Source organism: Hassallia byssoidea VB512170 (genome assembly GCF_000817785.2).
Classification (GTDB): domain Bacteria; phylum Cyanobacteriota; class Cyanobacteriia; order Cyanobacteriales; family Nostocaceae; genus Hassallia; species Hassallia carrinoi.
The window spans coordinates 35,469-55,072 of sequence record NZ_JTCM02000041.1 but is presented as its reverse complement, the minus strand read 5'-3'; the positions used below and the strand labels follow the sequence as shown (position 1 = coordinate 55,072).

The window sequence follows — 19,604 nt, the reverse complement described above, 5'->3', positions numbered from 1 at the left end:
GCGATGCTTTGTCTCCCCTCCCCGCAAGCGGGGAGGGGATTAAGGGGTGGGGTTCTTTTGACTTTGGGAATCATAACTAATTACCCGGACATGATATAACTACTAACTACTAACTACTAACTACTAACTACTAACAACGCTTCTACTAACTACTAACTACTAACTACTAACTAAAAACCATGAGTGAAACTATTTCCCCACCACCTCACAAAATCATTGGTGTTGCCGTAATATCAAACGATCAAGGGCAAATATTAATCGATCGCCGTCGTCCTGAAGGCGCAATGGGCGGTTTGTGGGAATTTCCTGGAGGTAAAATCGAGAAAGGTGAAACCGTCGAAGAGTGTATCAAACGGGAAATTAACGAAGAATTGGGAATACTTATTGAAGTAGGAAAACATCTGATCACTATCGATCATACGTATACCCACTTGCGCGTCACCCTGACTGTACATCATTGCCGCCATCTTACGGGTATTCCTCAACCGCTGGAGTGCGATGAAATTCGCTGGGTGAATTTGGATGAACTCGATCGCTTTGCTTTTCCTCAGGCTAATATTCAAATTATTGCAGCTTTACGTGAAAGCGATCGCTCTCATCCTTAAAGCTTAATTAATTGTGGGTTTTGTTCGTACCAGTGCTTTCTAGTCTAAAGCTGAGGTGCGATCGCAAACAAAATAGTTCCTACTGTTGATATTGCGTGAGTAAGATAACTTATCCTAACCCCACTTACGTTTAGTAAACAACCACAACTGCGCCAGCAAAAAACAAGCAGCTGTAGCTAGAAAACTCCACAGCAAAGATAATACTAGGGGATGAATTGGGTACTTGAAATTTATCTCTGTGAAGGGTTTATCTATGTGTTGGGTGACGACACCGGAAACTATTGCACCGCCACCAAAGGCTATACCTATTTCTTGGATTTTGTTTTCTAAAGAGCGATCGCTCTCAGTTTGTTTTATTTCTACTATACCGCGAATTGTATCAACAAATTGTCCAAACAATTCTTGACCTGGAGTCAGATAGTTAATATCTGTTTGTATTTGTTCTTGCCATTTTTTACAGTCTTTATTAATAAAATCTTGCCAGGATTGGGGACTTTTTCCACTACCAATAGTTTGAATCTTCTCTAAACATATTCTGTAATTAGTAATATTAGTAGTAATTGCTGTGTGGTGTGTTTGTAAATCTTGCAAGCATCTGATGTAATCAAAGTTTTTTTGGGGTATTTCTCTCATTAAGCTTTTTAAGCCAGATAATTGTGTTTGATTTTCAAATATCAGGCTGTTAAATTTTTGGATTTTCTTTTCTAAATTACTATAAATTGTTCTCGCGTCTCGGTAGCGTTGACGCGCTAGTTGATAAATGTAAAGTATTTTATGGTAGCTACATAGTAAATTTAGCAACCAGTTATATGCTTCTGCTGCAAGTGTTGCTGTTGCAGCTTGACTATTATTAATGACTATTAAAATATGGCATTGTTTGGCAGGATTATCTGGTTCATCGGGGTCAAGTGCTTGGTATTCAAATAAAAGACTACCAAACAGTTCTCCTTGTTGCGATCGTATAGGATTTAAATTTGTGCCAGCTACTAAGGCTATGGCTAATTTTTTAGCTAGTGTATCACAATCTTCATTTGGATCGACTTCTCCATAAATCGATAATGTTTGTCCTAAAGATGCTTGAATATTAGATGGTAGTAGGGAACTTAATTTAAAATGTTGCAGTTGTGGTATGTCTATGGAAATGTTTGGTGATTCTGGAAACAGAGTTAAATCAACTGCGTAGGTGTCGTTAAGCAAAAAAGGCTGAAGATTAGCATTAATTTTAAAGCCTTCTGTTGTGGGGAGACTACCCAAATCTAAATCTTGAGCATCAATTAACCGTTCTGGTATTCTTCCTATTTCCCGCTTGGGTTCGTATTTACCATTTTGATAACAAATTAATTTTGAGCGTAAATCTTTCAACCCAACAAAAGTTAGCGAACTTTCACCCACTTTCACCAGATTTTCCCACAAGAGATTAGCATCTGTCACAACTTCACCGGGAAGTTCAGTTAGGGTGTGGCAAAGATGAAAAGCATAGAGGCTGAGGCTGAAATTCTTCACTATTTTGGCTAAGATTTTTATTGTAAATTGTAGCTTGGGTTAAGAGGATGTTTGAAAAGTCATGATTGATGTATAAAATTTTTTTTACCCCACCCTTGGAATGAAGGTGGACAAAAATGGACAGCCTTCTACCTAGATTGTCTGTGATGCCCCATGAATATTTCAAAACAAGGAACCGTCTCATTTTTGTCTATTCTTTGTGAATCCCTAACCCTCCCCTTATAAAGGCTACCGTGTACACACAAATCTTGGCGCATTGTATATGTCGTCCTGCCTCGGAATAAATTCCGAGTCTCATAGCGCAAGTCCTCTAAAGAGGACTCAACAAAAAATTCAATCTAGTCCACTTGAGTGGACTTTCGCTATTAGCCTGGAACTTTAGTTCTAGGCGGGAATAGGTTCAGCATGAAAATTTTCGACTTGTGTGTACACCGTAGCCTTATAAAGGGGAGGGAACTGGATTTTATTGTTTCCCCTCAATATATTGGAGGGATTAATTTTATTGTTTCCCCCCTTTATAAGGGGAGCCACTGCGTTGCGGTGAGTCCACTCGGCGGTGTCGGTTTCCGTCCCGTCGAAGTGGCGAACCCGAAGGGAGGTTCCCTCCGTTGTAGCAAGTGGCGTGGGATTAAGGGGGGTAATAATTTTTTCATGGTTTTGGTTGTGGTTTTTTATCGTCAGACAAAGGAGAGTTGTTTTTTATGGCGTTATCTACAAGTTCCTTTGATGATTCACTAGGTTGATTGACTGGAGTCTGTGATTTACTATTAGCGATTCCTATGTTTGCACTGACATTAATAGGTAATTTATCAGTGATTGATTCTAGGTTTTGCTTGTAAGCTTCTAGAACTTGATTACGGGATTCTGATTGCAACCAATTTTCTAAGATTTCTACAATTTCCTCATTGTCTTCTGGTAACTGACTCGATAGTTGCTGCAATTCATTCCAGTCTTGAGTCGGAATCAAATTTGATTGAGAGTCAAGCACTTGAATAAAAGCTTCGATGCTATTTCTAGAAATTGACATTTTCTAAACTCCTTTACCTATATTACAAAAAGCAGCCCAATAAAAAGGTGATTCAAATGGTTTGGTTAAGGCATTTTCATGATTAGCAGCAAAGTATTTATTTAAATATATTTTGCAACCCCAACTTAATGAGGAGTTAATCAGCCAATTTTGAAAGCCTTTGACTGTGGTATCCCTTAACCAACGTTGTGCTGTATTTAAAGCTAATACAATATTACTTTGCTGCTGTAGTTCTTCGTAAAATTTCATCATCAATAATGCTGTAGCTGTAGCACTGACAGTCCAAAGGCTACTGACTACATTGGTGCTACCAGCTAACAAAAATCCACTGGGTAAACCAATGTATTCATCACTCGTGCTTGTGGAATCTGTAACACCAGTTTCGCAAGCAGAGAGAGTGACTAGGCGACAGTTTTCTAGTTTGAAGTGAGTAATGATATCTGCTAAAGTCAGGTTTCCATCAGCTAACTGTAAACCAGAATCTTGGGGAGAAGCAAAGTTAAAGTATCCATGACAGAAGAAAAAAGCACAGTTAGCTTTCAGCAATTTTTCATGTAATGTGACATTGTGAATATTTTCATTAATGCCGAGCAGAATTGCTGACTTGTTAGCTTGGTCTTGCTTCAAAATCTCACGTTCAGTAAACTGTTTCTTGATGGCTGCAACTGCTCCTAAATCTTTTTCGTATAAATCTTCAGTGGGGTTTTGGATGGCAAATAAAGATTCAAAATTAGGACGTTGACGCAGTTGGACTTTTTGCAGAAGTTGACAACTGGGTGCATAGCCTACGCCGTTGGAGAATAAGTCAATTAAGTATGATTCCTTGACAGGTAAAGCATGGAGAGGAAACAGGTGTAGGTAGCGATGAGGAATGAGGATTAATCTCTCGTATTGTTTGGGTATTTGGTCTAATATTTCCTCAATATGCAGAATTTCTGCTAACTTTTTCAGGCGTTCTTCTAGCTGATTCTGCCATTGGATTTTATTTTCGTCTTCCGGGTTGTAGTAGTCATCTAGATATTCCTTTTTCCAATCGATTAAAGCATCTAAGTCTTGTTGACTAGAATGCCAGATAGCTGGCTTGTTGTTGCTGGTGATAATGAAAGCGCGAAAACAATCATAAAAAAGATACCATTCGATGATTGCAGTTTTGTTGTCTAAGAGGTTTTGAATTTCTCCAAATTGGATACTGCTACCAACCAAAGGCAAATTTTCTGGAGTTGTTAATGCTGCTTTGGTTAACAGTTCTACTAAATTTTGGGTTTTGCTACGTTCAATATATTCTATTGCTTCGGTGTCTCTTGCCAATGCTAGGCAAACTTCCACCATACATCTATAAAGTTGATTCCATTCTTCTGCTTGTTTACGCTTGGCTTCTTCGCCGGAAATAATATCTCCGCGCAAAGCTTCGACTGTAGCAATGGCAGAAACAAAGGTATTGTAAGCTAAATCAAATTGTTTTTCGTCTTGGTATAATCTGCCGAGATTTAACAAAGTTACTGCATTGTTTTGGGGAAAGGCACTGCGGGTTAATACAGACAGTGCTTCAGTATAAGCCTCGATCGCACTTTCAATATTCTCGGCTCGTTCTCCTAATATTCTGTCACCGTAAGCAATCCCCAGATTATTTTGCGTCGTTGCCCAATCAACAGGAAAGGCACTGCGGGTGTAAACAGTTAGGGCGATTTCGTAGCCAGCGATCGCAATTTCCATGTTGTTGGCTTTGCTACCCAAGGGGAACTGCTGAATCCGATTACTAAAAGTAACAATCACTGCGGCGATGGATGTTGCTGTATCTGCTTCTGCCTCTGCTAAGATATTTGTTGCCCAACGACGCAATAATTCAGCAAAAATATCATTAAGTTTATCGGTATTTGCTACCAGCAATGGGTAAATTACTTCAGCATCGCCGTTGCTTTCTGCTGTTGCTTGCAGTATTTCTAGTAAAAGTTGCCCGTAAGTGTCTATATCTTCTTGAGTGATGGGGGTAGTTTTTGGGGTAGTGAGATATGTTGCTAAGTTTCTCAACCACTCGGCAGTATTTTCCTCTCCCTGCTGGGCAAAATACTCTGCTGCTGCTACTACAACCTGCACAAAGTCAGCATCTAGCAATTCTGTATTCGCTGCTAATATCTCTGATTCTTCCCCGCTAGGGCAACTTAGCAGGGTTTGAATTAGCTGATTATAAGCCTGTAAACGCTGTTCGTTCATGAGCAGGTGTGAGTTAGACGCATCTTGATGAAGCTTCAACGATATTATCCTCAATTTCTGAAAAATGAGGTGTAAAAAGTTTTAGATCCTCTTTGTTGATTTGGGGTTCGCATTTATTGATTTGGGGTTCGCATTTATTGATTTGGGGTTCGCCTGAATCGATTTGGCGATCGCAAAAGCTATTTCAGCGAACGCAATTGTGATTTCGGCGATTGCAATTGTGATTTTGGCGATCGCCTGAATCGATTTGGCGAACGCAAAAGCTATTTCAGCGAACGCAATTGTGATTTTGGCGATTGCAATTGTGATTTTGGCGATTGCAATTGTGATTTCGGCGATCGCAATTGTGATTTTGGCGATCGCAATTGTGATTTTGGCGATCGCAATTATAGATTTTGCGAACGCAATTGTGATTTCGGCGTTTGCATTTATCGATATTGAATTTTGAATTATTATACTGCTGTCTGTTCGTCGCAGTTTTCGATGTAACGACGTAAAACAGTGTTGATTAAGGCTTTATATTCTCCGCTTTGAGCTTGAAACCACTTTAATATATCTGGTTCAATCTGTACCAATTGCTGTGCTTGAGGTGCGGGAATTCTGAGAGTAGCCTTCTCAAAAAACTCTTGTGTCAATGGTGGAATGTCAGAGTAATCAATTTCTTCATCGTTCATAGACTCCAGTGCTGTCCAGTTAGTACCAGAGGTATTGCTCAAGTCTTTGTCGTTCATACCGATTTGCCCTTCGTGCTGAAATGATCCGAATCAGATTATTTTTGCGTTCTGTCCAAACTACAACCACTACACCGTTACCGAGGAAACCTATACCGAACCAACGGTCTTCACCGTAATCAAAACGATCATCTAACTCAATTAGCATTGGACTTGCAAACATCTCAGGAATATCGGCGAAATCAATCTCATGTTTGCGAATATTCTCTAAATTTTTCGCCTCATCCCACTCAAACTGCATGAAAATTTAGACACGGTAATTAAACTGTCTCTATTATCCCGCATTATATCCCAATACGCTTGGTGTTAGAGATAAGAACCTGATAAGGTTTCATCTTGGATACATCCATAAAATTGAGGCAGGGGATATTCTGTTATTTCGGTTGGAGTTGCTGGTTGTAGGGACTCAATGAGGGTTTTTAGTAATCGAGTAAAGTCAAATTTTTCGGGTAATTCAGCCACGGTGGATTGACGGAATAATTCTGAGATTTTGCTTGTTTGCACAGGCTGGGTGTTGTTATTGTGTGTAGTCAGGCTTTGTGCCAGGAGTTGGATAATATACAATTTATCGTCAGGTGAAAGCTGAAGGAGTTGTTGTTCGAGTTCTGGGACAACCATGATGTAGCTCAGGTGAAGGATAATTTCATTTTACTTTCATAGTCAAGCGATTTTGTGACTGCAATTATTATTTCGGCGATCGCAATTGTTATTTCAGTGAACGCAATTGTGATTTCGGCAGTCGCCTGAATCGATTTGGCGATCGCAATTGTGATTTCGGTAGTCGCCTGAATCGATTTGGCGATCGCAATTGTGATTTCGGCAGTCGCCTGAATCGATTTGGCGATCGCAATTGTGATTTCGGCAGTCGCCTGAATCGATTTGGCGATCGCAATTGTGATTTTGGCGATCGCCTGAATCGATTTGGCGATCGCAATTGTGATTTCGGCAGTTGCATTTATCGATTTGGCGATCGCAATTGTGATTTCGGCAGTCGCCTGAATCGATTTGGCGACTGCATTTGTGATTTCGGTAGTCGCATTTATCGATTTGGCGATCGCAATTGTGATTTCGGCAGTTGCATTTATCGATTTGGCGATCGCAATTGTGATTTCGGCAGTCGCATTTATCGATTTGACGTTTGCAATTGTCATTTCGGCGATTACTGTTGCTGATTGCACTTATTCTAAAACAACAAATCGATATGAAAAATGAGTAAAAACACAGGCAACCTCGTAATTATTTCGTTGAACTTTTAATGAAATAAATCCACAAAACTACCCATCTCAGGCAAAAGGATATTCCACTATGTTGAAAAAGGAATTATTAAAAAAAAGGATATCTCATGTCTTTAAGAACTCGTGGTTCTGCTGCTGTTGACAAAGCCCAACTTCGTCTCGCCTTGCTTAAATCCATTGATGAAAGTCTGGATTTAGGACATGGGTTAACCATTGAAGCCTACAACCACCTAATCAACACTACCCGTGCTGTACTAGAAGCTCATAATACGCTGGTGTCCAATCTTGAAGAATCGCGTAAAACAATAATCCAGATGGATAAAGCCCTCTCCGAAATGTCTGAACGAATGCTAAGTGGAGTTGCAACTGTCTACGGCAGAAACAGTATAGAGTATTCCAAGGCTGGCGGCTCTAATCGAAAACGAAGTAAACAATCTAGTTCAAAAGTTACTCCAGTTGTAGCGGTTCTTACTACTCAACCTACTCAAGCTGCAATTGCCAATGCGTCAACTAACGGTAATGGCACAACTCCTTTGCTGCAATAATCCACCTGACTTGAAAATGGGAGTAGGGGTGTTAAATCAGTAGACCTCTTGCACTCATTCCCCCAAAACCCCACCACGCCACTTGCTACAACGCGACGCCAGTCCGCTCAACGGAGGGAACCTCCCTTCGGGTTCGCCACTTCGACGGGACGGAAACCGACACCGCCGAGTGGACTCACCGCACGCGGCTGGCTTGGGAACCCGCGCAACGCAGTGGCTCCCCAACCCCTCCCCGCCTGCGGGGAGGGGAGACGTTGACGTAAGTCAACGGCGGGGTGGGGTTCTTCTTTTTGATTAACGAAAAAGCAAACTCCAGTTTGCTTGCTGAATCTACTGAAATGAGAAAGCAATCAAGCATTTTGAGAAAGCAATATGGCTTTTTGCTTACAGAAAACGCCAAGAGGATGTTTAAAAAGTATTATATGAAGCACCCAAAGCCTCAGAACTTAACTAATCAGGTAAAAACTCTTCATCTAAACATTCATCCGCAGTAAACGGATCTACCCCAAAAGTATCAAGCGATAAACCAGTTTCATCACTAGCTTGCTTTCTTGCATCTTGATAACACTGTGGCAAAACTTCCTGGAAATATAATTTTAAACTAGGACTATCTACAAAAGCTTCTTTGAGCCTCCGACGATGTTCTCTAATACTTCCTTTCCAACTTAAGAAGCGTTTTTCTGGCTGATATTTATATTTTAACAAATGAATTAAGACAACTATCAAATTACTTTTTATTGCCTTTTTTTCACTTCTCCCCATGCATTCAATCTCTTCGATAAGATTTTCTAAATCAACTTCAGAAAATCTGCCTTCTTTTAATTGTTTAGCCGTCGTCTCTATCCACAGATAAAAATCTTGCTCGTAAAGATGAGATGTAAAGACTGTTGGTTGAGGCGCTGTCATCTGATTTTTCAACCTCCCAAAATCCAAGCAGTAAACTTAATTTAATCCCGCTCTGACTATGCTTGTTACTTATCTAAATAGATTGCGTTTGGGCGTATTCCAAGTGAAACTTGAGATGCGAGCAAGTAACAGGGTAACTATATAATAACAATTTAGACCAGGGCGAAAGCGCTATTAATATAATAGCTACCTGTATCACAACTATATTAATCTGTCACTGTACAACAAGAATATGTAAAACTTTAACTATTCAACAATACTTTGATTAAAGCCGATGACGGGATTTGAACCCGTGACCGCTCGATTACGAATCGAGTGCTCTACCACTGAGCCACATCGGCAAAAGCGATTCTAAATCATAGCATTAATAAGGTCATGGTACAACAAAATCCTAAAAATCGCGTTAACCCAGAACAATACGCCCGTCTAAAAGCAGAAATGGCAGCCCCCTATCGCGGCTTGCGGCAATTTATATATATTGCTTGCGGTGCTTCTGGTTTCATCGGCGCGATCGTCTTTTTTTCCCAACTGCTTGCTGGACGCGATGTTGATAGCGCTTTGCCTAACTTAGCACTTCAGGTAGGAGTCGTTACCTTAATGGTATTGCTTTGGCGATGGGAACAGCGTAGGCAAAAGCGCTCATAAATAAGTAGAACGAATAGCGGAATTACGGGAGAAATTCTCCCTTTTTGCAAGATTTACCTTTTATATCTGGTGACAGATGTCTTATTTAGTTAACTAACTTAACATAATTCTATAATCAGAAACATATATACAGAAAAAATTAAGAAATTATTAGGAAATCTGAAAACTTGAGATTTTCAGTAGAAACTAATAATACTTCAAACGGGGTCAGCCAATATAAAGACCCTGAATATCAAACCATAAATTTCAGTGGGGTCAACCAAATTTTAAAGACCCCAAAGTTAAAAAACTCAAAATATTTAAAGCGCCAAGACCTAACAATTGTTAAGCCTTGGCGCTTTGATTTATGCAAGGGGGATGGGGAGAGGGGGGAGACAAGGAAGACAAGGGAGAGGGGGGAGACAAGGAAGCCGAGGAGACAAACTCCCCCTTGTCCCCCTTGTCCCCCTTGTCCCCCTTGTCCCCTTGTCCCCTTGTCTCCTGATTACGGAGTTTGCACCAAATAAGGTGAGGGAATAGCTTGAGCACGTCCAGCACTAACTAGCGCTTGGTAAACAAAAGCAGCAACTTCTGCCCTAGTTGCCTCACGATTTGGATTTAGTTGCTTAACGGTAGGATAATTAATTACCAATTTCCTGGAAGTTGCCGCAGCAACAGAACCTGTAGCATATTTGGGAATCTGTGCCGCATCAGTATAGAAACCCAGAGCATTTTGAGTCTCAGCATTTAAACCCAGACCGTTGGCTAAGGATACTAACACCTGCACTCTAGGAATTTGCTGCTGTGGTTTAAACGTACCGTCGGGATAGCCAGAGACATATTGACCCTGGTAAGCAGATTGAATTGCTGCGTAAGCCCAGAAATTGCTTTGCAGATCCTTAAAGTCAATACCTGGGCGTTTGCTTGCTGGCGATAAAGCTTTATTGACGATAGTAGCAAATTGAGCGCGTGTTACAGGTTCATTCGGTCTAAAACTGCCATCGGGGAAGCCCGCAATAATATTCGCAGAGGCTAAAGCTTCAATGTATCCTTTTGCCCAATAACCCGCAGGTACATCTTTGAAAGCAGTTTGACCACCTGCGGGGGGTTCAACGCTGGCAGCAACAAAATCTACCTTGCCAGAAATTCGGGTAGGGTCAATATCATTACCAACAGCGACTATTGTATTTTGAGTGGTTGCATTTAATACGTCAAAAAGCTTTTTAGGGTCTTTTTTACCGTTATTGCGAATCAGATTTTTACCAGGATTTTCCTGAGTTCCCAAGTCTGGTGAAGATTTCTGAAGCGCAACTAATCCGTGATCTCGGTTATCCTGAATTACGTTGTTACGCAGCATCGGTTTGGCGCTACCAGTGACAACAATGCCGCCATAGTTTTGGATAATTTGATTATCAGTAATTAAAGGAGTTGCCAAATCGCTAACTGCAATACCAAAACCAGTTGATTGAAACAAGTTATTGCGAATTTCACCTGTGGCAGATTTAGCGACGGAAACCCCATTGCCCTTGTTTTCAGTAAAGACGTTATTTTCAATTTTAGGATTACCTGTACCCGTAACGAAAATACCTTCTCTTCCACTGTTGACAAATGTACTGTTTGTAATTGTGGGATTAGTCGATTCAACCCACACACCAGTACCGCGTTGATTGGGGTTGGTGACTGTAACGCCAGTGATGGTAGAATCTTTGTCAGCACGAATTGTCATGTTTTGCGCGGCAAAGGTGCGACTAGTATATGAACCACTACCTGTAATTAATATCGCCTGACCTTTGCTGGCATCATCACCGCGCAGTGTCACACCTTGTTGAATGAATAGTGGGAATTTTTCGCCACTTTCACTGTTATAAGTACCACCAGCAAGTTGAATGACGGTACCTGGTTGAGCCTTGCTGAGGGCGAAGGTGATAGTTTTATAGGGTGTTGCTTCAGAATTGCTAGCAGCGCTGTCTGTCCCGGTCGCTGGGTTAACGTAAATTGCTGTTGCTGTTGCTGTTGCAGGAACTTGCGCGGTTAGAGTTGGAGTAATACCTTCAGAGAGGGTAGCACCAGCATTTACTTGACCAAGCGATCGCATTGACCCAGCACAAACCAGTATCAAGGCGCTTAGTCCTGCTCGCAAGGGTAGAGTATATCTAGGGTGACTGCTAGAAAGAAGGCGAAAAGTTTTCGATTGAGGCTTGTGAAAACCCTGACGTTTCATCTTTTTTATATCTGTGATTTGAGTGAATTAAGGTAAGTTGAAAGAGGTGTCGATAGCAGCCATGTAGCTGTAAAACCCATGCAAAACTATACCGGAATAACAGCACCTTATCAGCCAAATTCTTGAATAAAAATCAACGCTAATGCTGTTGTATGTTACACTTTTAAAACTGTCAAGCTGAATTTAAGTTTGACCAAAAAGCCTCTTAAAGTAGTGTTTTTGGGCTGTGATTAAAAGCTATTGTACTTTCTAATACTTTTTATTGAGGTTTTAATGTTTAAGTTTATTATCTAAAAAACTAATAATTTAATATTTTTGTAATAAAAATATACGTTTGCTGTCGATTTGTTGCAAATCTCAAGTCAAATGGTATGACGTGAGGAAGATGTTGCAACTAATAAAAAGCAATTATCGTTAAAAGCACAGCCAAGCTTGGGGAAATGTGGGGAAATGCGTTGCCAGTTTTTGTCTGTGTATCGTGGGTTAGTTTTAGTAATAAGTATTTATTTTATACTTTCCGGTGTTCCTGCTTTTGCTGCGGAATCGGTGGTGTTGAAGTATCGCATCTTCCGAGAATCAGTTTCGGTAGAGGAGTTGTCTACTTTTGCCCAAACTGGTAAACTGTCAACTTCCTTAAGAGTGAATTTAGCTTTGGCTAGACAAAACCCTCAAGCAATTCGTCAGTACTTAACTGAACCTGTGAAAATTAACCCGGTGATTTTAGATAAGGTACTAAATAGCCGGATTGGTAATGTGATTTTAGATCAACTTACTCAGGTTATTCATACGCGATCGCGTAAAGCAGACAAACAAGCTTTACGTGCGGCTTTGGTAGTTTCTGCCAGTAAAGATAGGCAAATTACACTGATAGAAGTTATTCAAAATTATCCCACTCCGGAGATAGAAGTTGAAGGCGATCGCTTAGAAAGTGCCTACCGTCAACTTCGTCGCTTGCAGGGAAATCTACAAGATATTTTCGGTTTTTAAGTACTTTTTTGGTAATAAAACCAACTTATATTTATCCTAGCGCCAAATAGCCAATTGCCTTTGTGATATTAGCAATCAGCTATTCGGATTATTTTTTCTCGTCATTTATACTTAGCTACTTAGTAAGCTAAAGTTTCTAAAGTTTCCCGCAAATAGCGCTGTACTTGTTGCTCGAGCCTAAGCTTTTGTAATTGAGCATCGTGTTCTAGTTGCCAGCTTTGGAAGCCGGAACTTGCGGCGATCGCCGATATAAGATTATTCCAAATTTCCGCATCACTCTTATTTTCAATTCGAGCCATAATTACTCATTCCTCAGTTTTAACTTTGCCAGTCAACTGGGGCAAGATTTGATTAACCCGCACCCCTAAAATTGTAAAATCCTGCTTAATCTTTTCTAAAGATAACGGTTCTAAAGCTGCAAATTCTGTTTCCTTCGTCACCAAAACTCCTGCGACACTCAGGGGAATTTGCAAAAATAAATTACTCGCTAAAAAAAATAAACCAGCAAGCAGCAATGCTAAACCTCTCCATTGAGGTAAAAGCCGAGCAATGTTTGCTACCAGCGGAGTTGCTTGGTAAAGCAGCAGCAATATCAAAACTGATAATACAGCTCCTGCAACTGCTAGCAGGCGATTTAATTTTGTATTAACTAAACAGAGAATTTTACGCTGGGGTTCTGAGAGGATTTCTGGCTTGAGGGCTACTCCCAGAAGGGCAAATGTATAAAAAGGGCGGCGTAACTGCATCCACAACAGCGGTAGAATGCCAATTGCCGCAACTATAAGTAGTTCTAGCCAGGTTGGTAGTGAGCGATCGCCTACTGCCAAAAACAATAAACACAGCGGCAAAAAAATCGGCAGCGTTGCCAATCCAGCGATGTGAATCCACAAAATAGGTTCAGAGCGAAATGAGGACATAGTAAAAGAGTTAGGAGTTATGAGTTGAGAGTTAGGAGTTGAAAACCCATAACTCATAACTCCTAACTCATAGCTATTTTGCACTAGTGCCTTATCTTGTCGGAGTCAAAGTGCGGCGTTTCGTCACCATTTGGTAGGATTCGATGCTGTCACTTTCAGCCCAGTCGTTGAATTTATCAACGCCGATACCGCATTCATAGCCAGCATTCACTTCCTTAACGTCATCTTTCATCCGTTTCAGGGAGTCAAGAACACCTTCATAAATGACTTTGTTATTACGACGCACTCGGATTTTGCAGTTGCGAACTAGCTTGCCAGATTGCACGTAACAACCAGCAACCGCACCGCGTCCCACTGGGAAGACGGCACGCACTTCGGTGATCCCCAAGTGTTCTTCCACCAATTCTGGCTCTAATAGACCTTCCAGGGCTGCCTGGATGTCTTCTAGAAGTTTGTAGATGATGTTGTATTCTCTTACATCCACACCAGCTTCATCGGCGGCTTGTCTGGCACCACTGGCGAAGGTGGTATTGAAGCCAATGATTACGGCGTTACTGGCGGCAGCCAAGTCAATATCTGTCTCGGTGATTTCCCCAGCAGTAGCCAATAACATGCGAATTTGCACTTCGTTTTGCGGGATTTGTTTGAGCGATCCCACAATCGCTTCTACAGAACCTTGTACGTCTCCTTTGAGAATCAAGTTGAGTTCTTTCAACTCGCCTTCTTGTGCCTGAGCGGAAAGGGTTGTCAGGGTGACGCGTCCCTGTAATAGACGGGAGGCGCGTTGTTTGTCTGCCCGGTCTGAGGCGAGTGCGCGTGCTTGTTTTTCGTTCTCGAAAACCTCGAACTCGTCGCCTGCTGCTGGCACATCACTTAGACCCAACACCTCGACGGCAAAACTTGGACTTGCAACTTCAACTCTGGCTCCTCTGTCATCGACCATTGCTCTAACTTTACCAAAGGCAGAGCCAGCTACGAGCATATCGCCGACGTGGAGAGTACCATTCTGAATTAACAAAGTCGCAACTGCTCCCTTTGCTTTATCCAGATGAGCTTCAATCACAGTTCCTTTTGCAGTCCGATTTGGATTGGCAGAGAGTTCGCCTACCTCATCGACAATCAAAATCATTTCTAAGAGCGTATCTAGGTTTTCGCCCTTAATGGCGCTGACGGGAACCATGATTGTGTCACCGCCCCAATCTTCTGCGGTTAAACCATACTGGGTGAGTTCTTGTTTCACCCGCTCTGGCTGTGCCCCTTCTTTGTCAATTTTGTTAATTGCTACGACAATTGGCACTTCAGCGGCTTGGGCATGTCTAATAGCTTCAATGGTTTGGGGACGAACGCCATCATCCGCAGCTACTACTAACACAGCAATGTCTGTCACCCGCGCTCCCCGCGCCCGCATAGCTGTAAAAGCTTCGTGACCGGGGGTGTCAAGGAAGACGATTTGCTGCATCTTGCCTTCATGTTCCACATCGACGTGGTAAGCACCGATGTGTTGGGTAATACCACCAGCTTCCCCGGCTGCCACTTTGGTTTTGCGAATCGAGTCGAGCAGGGTAGTTTTGCCGTGGTCTACGTGACCCATAATTGTCACGACTGGCGGACGGCGCACGAGGTTTTCCAAGTCTTCGGCATCGATCATTTCCGTGACTTTGATTGCCTCGGATTCTAGTTCGGCGGTTTCGACTGGTACTTCTAGCTCGGTTGCGATTAGGGTAATGGTGGGAATATCCAGGTTTTGGGTGATGCTTACCGCCATGCCTTTCATGAACAGGATTTTCACAATCTCTGTATCGGCAATTGCTAAGGCTTCAGACAGTTCTTGCACGGTCATGGGACCTGTTACTACCAGTTTTTCTGGACGTTCGCGCTTTTGCTCTTGCTGCCGTCCGCCTTTTTGATCGCGATCGCGATCGCGATCGCGGCTGCTGGATTTTTTACTACCTTTAGCAGTTGGGATGCTAGTTGTTGGAGCTACTGTAGGTGAGGAAGGTCGGCTTGCCTTGGGTTTGGGAGGACGAGCGATCGAAAGGCTGACCTGAACGGTTGCTAGTGAATCTGAATCTTCATCATCAAGCAAGTCTTCTTCAAATTCATCATCCAGGATCGGCTTAACTCGCTTGCCTTTGGTGACTTGCTTGCCTGCTTTTTCTTTAACTTCGTCAATAATTTCCTCTTCTTGCCACTTTTTACCACCTTTGAGTAGGCGAGGTGGTGTGGGGCGTTTGAGGCCGAGCAAATCGGGTGCTACGGGATCGTCATCCGGAAGGTCTTGTTTTGCGGAAACGCCCGCAAGCCCTCTTGGTGGAGTTGCCACTGGCAGTGAGGCTGCGACTGGCTTTTCACTTGGACGTACCGGTCTTGTGGGTCGTTGCGGATCTCCTGAGGGTGTTGGCGTGCCTTGTCTATTACCTTTTTGCTCGGGTCTGGCTGGTGCGGGAGTGGGTCGTCCTGCTGGACGGGGTGCATCTGGTGCGGGCTGGTCGCTTGTTGGTCTGGCGATTTTCGGTTTTACCTGATCGCGATCGCGCTTCAGGATCGGTTTTTGTGTTTGAGTCAGCGATCGCGCTTCAATCGGCTCTCCCACTTCCACCAGAGGCTGTCCATCTGTAGAAGTCGCTGTTTCCGCAAGTGGTCTTGCGGGTGGCGCTGCTAGTTGCGGTCTCGGCGGTTTTTCCGGTTTTGGTCTCGGCGGTTTTTCCGGTTTTTCTGCGGCTGTTTTTTCTGGTGTTGGAGTACGATCGAGCGTTTGCTCGCCTTCAGTCACAAAAGGTTTTTGTGGGGTCTCAGACTGATTTTTGGGTATTGGTCGAGTTGGTGCCGTCGGCTTCATTGATGATGAGACTGGTGTGGCGAAGGGTCGTGGAGGTGAAGGAGGATTAGCCTCAGAAGAAGCAAATTCTGTACTAATAGCAACTGACGCCTCTTGGGCGTTGGAGGTAGTGTTTCTCAATATTTTGGGTTTGCGAATTTCCAAAATTTGTTGTTTGTGGGGTGCGGTTGGTCGGGAAGGTCCACCAATTTGTGGTGAATTTGCTTTATGACTGGTTGTAAGTTCTTTTTTTGGCATTACATTCGTCGCTGCGAGTTTTTCCGCTGCTGTCCGGATTTGTTCTGCCTCTGTTTCCGAAATTGTACTGCTATGGCTTTTGACCGCAATATCGAGCTGGTCGCAAATTGCTAGTAGCTCTTTGTTATCCAAATTCAATTCCTTTGATAATTCGTAAATTCTCACTTTGCCGTTGTTCATCCACTCTTCCCCAATAAGATTACAGTTTTAGCGGATGGCTGCCTGAAAGTGCGACATCTCCATCCTTTGACTGCTGTGTTTAGGTTGCCCAGATACGATTTTGCCGGTGCCTCCAATCAGGAAAGAGAGATGTTTCGGTTTACTGTTGGCATCTTTCCACCCAAGGATGGTTGATGCCACGCGATCGCGCTACCAGGTTGCCATATTGTTTTTTTTTGTTTTGCTGATTCTGATTCCACAACACAATCGAGTAAAACTTTTGGGAATGTTGCTTAGCCGCTCTGCAATAAAGTTGAGAAGCGAGCAAGCTGCCCTGCCTACACCCATTTACTATTTTGGCATTAACCCAAGCAATCAAGTCAGAATGTGATGATAGCGTATTAGTACGGCTGTCAGTACAATTGTCTGAGTGATTACCCCCAAACCCCGAATATTAGTAGGTATGGCTTTAGGCTAAACGTTGCCACAATGTTTGATACAGTGCTTCTGGCACTGATGCATGTAGCGATCGCCCTAATCTATTTTTTTTTTGAGCAGCACAAAGGCAGCTCGCTTGCGGACAAATGTAGGCAGAACGCCCCATGCCCTCATTTAATTGTACCTGTCTAGATGGAAAGACGCGGACAATCCGCCAAAACTCTTCTTTTAATTTGACTTGGCGGCAACTGATACAACGTCGGTAATTCTTTTTCATCTTGTTTCTCTTTCTTTCAAGGCAGTATTTTTTCTGAAATAACTCCTCAGTACTAATTTTTACATTTTGTTACGTTCTTCATTAAACCTTTATCAACTGGCTTCATGATAAATTAAGGTTTATTAAGTTATTTGTATTTTTACCCGGTTTGTTGCTGTTTTGCAACATTTAAGAATATTTATAGCTTGCGGATGCCAAGGTCAACCGATGCAACGATTTAGGATCGTAGGGCGATCGCGTAGCCGCGTGCCTCTAAAAGAGCGCAGCGTCTCCCTTTGGGAGAAGAGAAGCGTTGCCGTACTCGGCATCGCTTTTTTATTTTTCAAAAAGCTCGTTTGTTGGGTTTGGCTATTGCTCAAGCCAACAAACGATTAAAAAGTGAGCGGATATATGAAGGAATACTCAAACTACCAATAAAGACAAGATGCTTTGAAATGTAGCACCTTTTATTCCTAAAGCGTTAGTAAGTTTGGTTATAGCAAAAGGTGTATCAGAAGCCACAGCTAAATCGGCTAGGCGTTCTAAAAGCTGTTTTAGTGAACTTAAAGAACTTTTCAGCAACAATTGTCTAAAATCGTCTGCTAATTGCGATCTTTCTTCTATGAAATTTTGCAAAGCTACTTTTAAGTCAGATGGAAAATTCTCAACTGACTTCATAACTGTTTCTAACTTGTTTTGACATGCTTCTATTTCTTCATCTTGCTCATCTTGCTCATCTTGCTCATCTTGCTCATCTTGATACTCGTCGTATGTTTCTAATTCCTCGTACTCATCTGCTTGGTCTAGCTGTAGTTGCTCTATTTTTTCGAGTTCCTCAAACTCCCTTTCATCTTCTTCTTGTTGATGTTTTGCTCGGACAGCGACAAATTTTGCATCTTCTGCTGCGGGGTCATACTTCGCTTTGTCTTTGATGTCAATTTTCCAGCCAGTCAGACGAGCAGCTAAACGGACGTTTTGTCCTTCTTTACCAATAGCTAAACTAAGTTGATCTTCAGCTACTAAAACGTGAGTTTGGCGACTTTCGGGATCCATGAGGCGTACTTCATCGACTCGTGCGGGACTCAAGCCGTTAGCAATGTAAGTTGCGGGATCTGGCGACCAACGAATCACATCGATTTTTTCCCCGCGCAATTCATTGACCACCACTTGAATTCGCGATCCTCGCGCTCCAATACAAGCACCAACTGGATCGACATCGCGATCTAAAGTATCAACAGCAATTTTAGTTCGCGGTCCGACGTAACGCGAAGGCGGATTAGCTTCTCTGGCTACAGCAACAATTCGCACAACTTCATCTTCAATTTCCGGCACTTCGTTAGCAAACAAATATACTACTAAACCAGCATCTGCTCTGGAAACTAGTAACTGCGGTCCGCGTTGCTGTCCTTGAGAAACCTTTTTCAGATATACCTTAAATGTAGCATTTGCTCGGTAATTATCGTTGGGCAATTGTTCGCGCTTGGGTAATTCAGCTTCTACCTCTGGTTGACCGAAGCCACTGACAACTGCCATAATCACTGACTGTCTTTCAAAGCGCAGTACTCTTGCTTGCAGCACAGTTCCTTCTAAGTCTTGAAATTCTTCTTGCACCAACTGGCGCTGCTGATCTCGCAGTTTTTGCGCTAAAACTTGCTTGGTTTGCATCGCCGCCATGCGACCAAATTCTTCTTTATCAGGGGTAACATCTAGCACCACAGAGTCACCTAATTGTGCTTCCGGAGCTACTTCTTGAACTTCTTTTAAAGAAATTTGATGATCGGAATTGCTAACTTGTTCAACAATGCTTTTAGTGGAAAGAACGCGAAATCCTTGTTCGTCAACATCAAGTTCTACTTCAAAATTATTAAAGTACTCTTCATCAAATTGTCTTCGCTCTAAATTTTGGGCACGGCGATAACGTTCGTAACCTTTTAGTAGTGCTTCTCTGATAGCTGATTGAACTGCCAGACGCGGTAAATTCCGTTCGCGACTGATATTTTCGATTAAATCTTTTAATCCCGTTAATTTAACTGTAGACATAAATTTATCTCCTTTAATTATTATGCAGACACCCAGCATAAATTAGGAGAACGGAGTTAGGAGTTGTAAGTTATGAGTTAGGAGTTTTAAAAGAACTCAAAACTTAACTCTTAACTTTTAACT

Annotated in this window: 20 protein-coding genes, 1 tRNA gene and 1 pseudogene; 5 read left to right on the top strand and 17 right to left on the bottom strand. The window is 42.3% G+C overall.

Going from position 1 to position 19,604, the window contains the following annotated elements; all coding sequences use genetic code 11:
- Positions 1-179 precede the first annotated feature (179 nt).
- Positions 180-605 (top strand): 8-oxo-dGTP diphosphatase MutT, encoded by a 426-nt coding sequence (mutT, locus tag PI95_RS18220; RefSeq protein ID WP_039742183.1) that lies wholly within the window; start codon positions 180-182, stop codon positions 603-605.
- A 114-nt stretch (positions 606-719) separates the two neighbouring features.
- Here the strand turns inward: mutT and PI95_RS18215 are convergent, their stop codons facing one another.
- The 3 genes from PI95_RS18215 to PI95_RS18205 all read right to left on the bottom strand — a co-directional run bounded on the left by PI95_RS18215 (position 720) and on the right by PI95_RS18205 (position 5,346).
- Positions 720-2,108 carry a hypothetical protein gene (locus tag PI95_RS18215; protein WP_039742186.1) on the bottom strand — a complete coding sequence of 463 codons (1,389 nt, stop codon included), beginning with the start codon at positions 2,106-2,108 and terminating at the stop codon, positions 720-722.
- A 649-nt stretch (positions 2,109-2,757) separates the two neighbouring features.
- Positions 2,758-3,135 carry a hypothetical protein gene (locus PI95_RS18210; protein WP_039742198.1) on the bottom strand — a complete coding sequence of 126 codons (378 nt, stop codon included), beginning with the start codon at positions 3,133-3,135 and terminating at the stop codon, positions 2,758-2,760.
- 3 nt (positions 3,136-3,138) lie between these two features.
- Positions 3,139-5,346: a CHAT domain-containing protein gene (locus PI95_RS18205; RefSeq protein ID WP_163518987.1), complete on the bottom strand. Its 2,208-nt coding sequence runs from the start codon at positions 5,344-5,346 to the stop codon at positions 3,139-3,141.
- A gap of 247 nt (positions 5,347-5,593) precedes the next feature.
- On the opposite strand from PI95_RS18205, the gene PI95_RS18200 reads away from it, so the two are divergent.
- Positions 5,594-5,794, top strand: a complete 201-nt coding sequence (locus PI95_RS18200) for a hypothetical protein (protein WP_039742208.1) — start codon at positions 5,594-5,596, stop codon at positions 5,792-5,794.
- 4 nt (positions 5,795-5,798) lie between these two features.
- Here the strand turns inward: PI95_RS18200 and PI95_RS18195 are convergent, their stop codons facing one another.
- The 4 genes from PI95_RS18195 to PI95_RS18180 form a co-directional block, all read right to left on the bottom strand.
- Positions 5,799-6,077, bottom strand: a complete 279-nt coding sequence (locus PI95_RS18195) for a BrnA antitoxin family protein (RefSeq protein WP_039742211.1) — start codon at positions 6,075-6,077, stop codon at positions 5,799-5,801.
- Complete coding sequence (locus PI95_RS18190; protein ID WP_039742214.1) at positions 6,040-6,318, bottom strand: BrnT family toxin; 279 nt, start codon at positions 6,316-6,318, stop codon at positions 6,040-6,042. Before PI95_RS18190 ends, PI95_RS18195 begins: the two co-directional genes overlap by 38 nt.
- Before the next feature lie 65 nt (positions 6,319-6,383).
- The gene (locus PI95_RS18185; RefSeq protein WP_039742218.1) at positions 6,384-6,695 is read right to left on the bottom strand and encodes a hypothetical protein; all 312 of its coding nucleotides are present in this window, start codon (positions 6,693-6,695) and stop codon (positions 6,384-6,386) included.
- Between the two features lie 8 nt (positions 6,696-6,703).
- Positions 6,704-7,255: a hypothetical protein gene (locus PI95_RS18180; protein ID WP_163518985.1), complete on the bottom strand. Its 552-nt coding sequence runs from the start codon at positions 7,253-7,255 to the stop codon at positions 6,704-6,706.
- A gap of 164 nt (positions 7,256-7,419) precedes the next feature.
- Between PI95_RS18180 and PI95_RS18175 the strand changes: the two genes are divergently transcribed.
- Positions 7,420-7,857 (top strand): hypothetical protein, encoded by a 438-nt coding sequence (locus PI95_RS18175; RefSeq protein ID WP_039742231.1) that lies wholly within the window; start codon positions 7,420-7,422, stop codon positions 7,855-7,857.
- 450 nt (positions 7,858-8,307) lie between these two features.
- Here the strand turns inward: PI95_RS18175 and PI95_RS18170 are convergent, their stop codons facing one another.
- Both PI95_RS18170 and PI95_RS18165 read right to left on the bottom strand, forming a co-directional pair.
- Positions 8,308-8,763: a DUF29 domain-containing protein gene (locus PI95_RS18170; RefSeq protein WP_039742235.1), complete on the bottom strand. Its 456-nt coding sequence runs from the start codon at positions 8,761-8,763 to the stop codon at positions 8,308-8,310.
- A gap of 269 nt (positions 8,764-9,032) precedes the next feature.
- A tRNA-Thr gene (locus tag PI95_RS18165) sits at positions 9,033-9,104 on the bottom strand.
- Positions 9,105-9,138: 34 nt separating this feature from the next.
- On the opposite strand from PI95_RS18165, the gene PI95_RS18160 reads away from it, so the two are divergent.
- The gene (locus PI95_RS18160) at positions 9,139-9,408 is read left to right on the top strand and encodes a DUF3493 domain-containing protein (RefSeq protein ID WP_039742237.1); all 270 of its coding nucleotides are present in this window, start codon (positions 9,139-9,141) and stop codon (positions 9,406-9,408) included.
- A 324-nt stretch (positions 9,409-9,732) separates the two neighbouring features.
- On the opposite strand, the gene PI95_RS18155 is transcribed toward PI95_RS18160, so the two are convergent.
- Together PI95_RS18155 and PI95_RS18150 are read right to left on the bottom strand one after the other, a co-directional pair.
- Complete coding sequence (locus PI95_RS18155; RefSeq protein ID WP_163518984.1) at positions 9,733-9,936, bottom strand: hypothetical protein; 204 nt, start codon at positions 9,934-9,936, stop codon at positions 9,733-9,735.
- Entirely contained in the window at positions 9,893-11,608 is a 1,716-nt protein-coding gene (locus PI95_RS18150; RefSeq protein ID WP_039742240.1) for a DUF1565 domain-containing protein, read from the bottom strand. Before PI95_RS18150 ends, PI95_RS18155 begins: the two co-directional genes overlap by 44 nt.
- Positions 11,609-12,058: 450 nt before the next feature.
- Between PI95_RS18150 and PI95_RS18145 the strand changes: the two genes are divergently transcribed.
- On the top strand, positions 12,059-12,595 hold the full coding sequence (locus PI95_RS18145; RefSeq protein ID WP_039742243.1) for an alpha/beta hydrolase: 537 nt from the start codon (positions 12,059-12,061) through the stop codon (positions 12,593-12,595).
- A gap of 119 nt (positions 12,596-12,714) precedes the next feature.
- Here PI95_RS18145 and PI95_RS18140 read toward each other — a convergent pair whose 3' ends face one another.
- The 6 genes and pseudogenes from PI95_RS18140 to nusA all read right to left on the bottom strand — a co-directional run.
- Positions 12,715-12,894, bottom strand: a complete 180-nt coding sequence (locus PI95_RS18140) for a hypothetical protein (RefSeq protein ID WP_039742247.1) — start codon at positions 12,892-12,894, stop codon at positions 12,715-12,717.
- A gap of 6 nt (positions 12,895-12,900) precedes the next feature.
- The gene (locus tag PI95_RS18135; protein WP_039742250.1) at positions 12,901-13,512 is read right to left on the bottom strand and encodes a low-complexity tail membrane protein; all 612 of its coding nucleotides are present in this window, start codon (positions 13,510-13,512) and stop codon (positions 12,901-12,903) included.
- A 91-nt stretch (positions 13,513-13,603) separates the two neighbouring features.
- Positions 13,604-16,768 (bottom strand): translation initiation factor IF-2, encoded by a 3,165-nt coding sequence (gene infB, locus PI95_RS18130; protein ID WP_039742263.1) that lies wholly within the window; start codon positions 16,766-16,768, stop codon positions 13,604-13,606.
- Positions 16,769-16,907: 139 nt separating this feature from the next.
- Positions 16,908-17,126: a hypothetical protein gene (locus PI95_RS36025; protein WP_236117099.1), complete on the bottom strand. Its 219-nt coding sequence runs from the start codon at positions 17,124-17,126 to the stop codon at positions 16,908-16,910.
- A gap of 90 nt (positions 17,127-17,216) precedes the next feature.
- Complete coding sequence (locus PI95_RS18120) at positions 17,217-17,462, bottom strand: YlxR family protein (RefSeq protein WP_163518983.1); 246 nt, start codon at positions 17,460-17,462, stop codon at positions 17,217-17,219.
- A 729-nt stretch (positions 17,463-18,191) separates the two neighbouring features.
- A pseudogene (gene nusA / locus PI95_RS18115) lies at positions 18,192-19,481 on the bottom strand (transcription termination factor NusA); the annotation flags it as partial.
- Positions 19,482-19,604 lie beyond the last annotated feature (123 nt).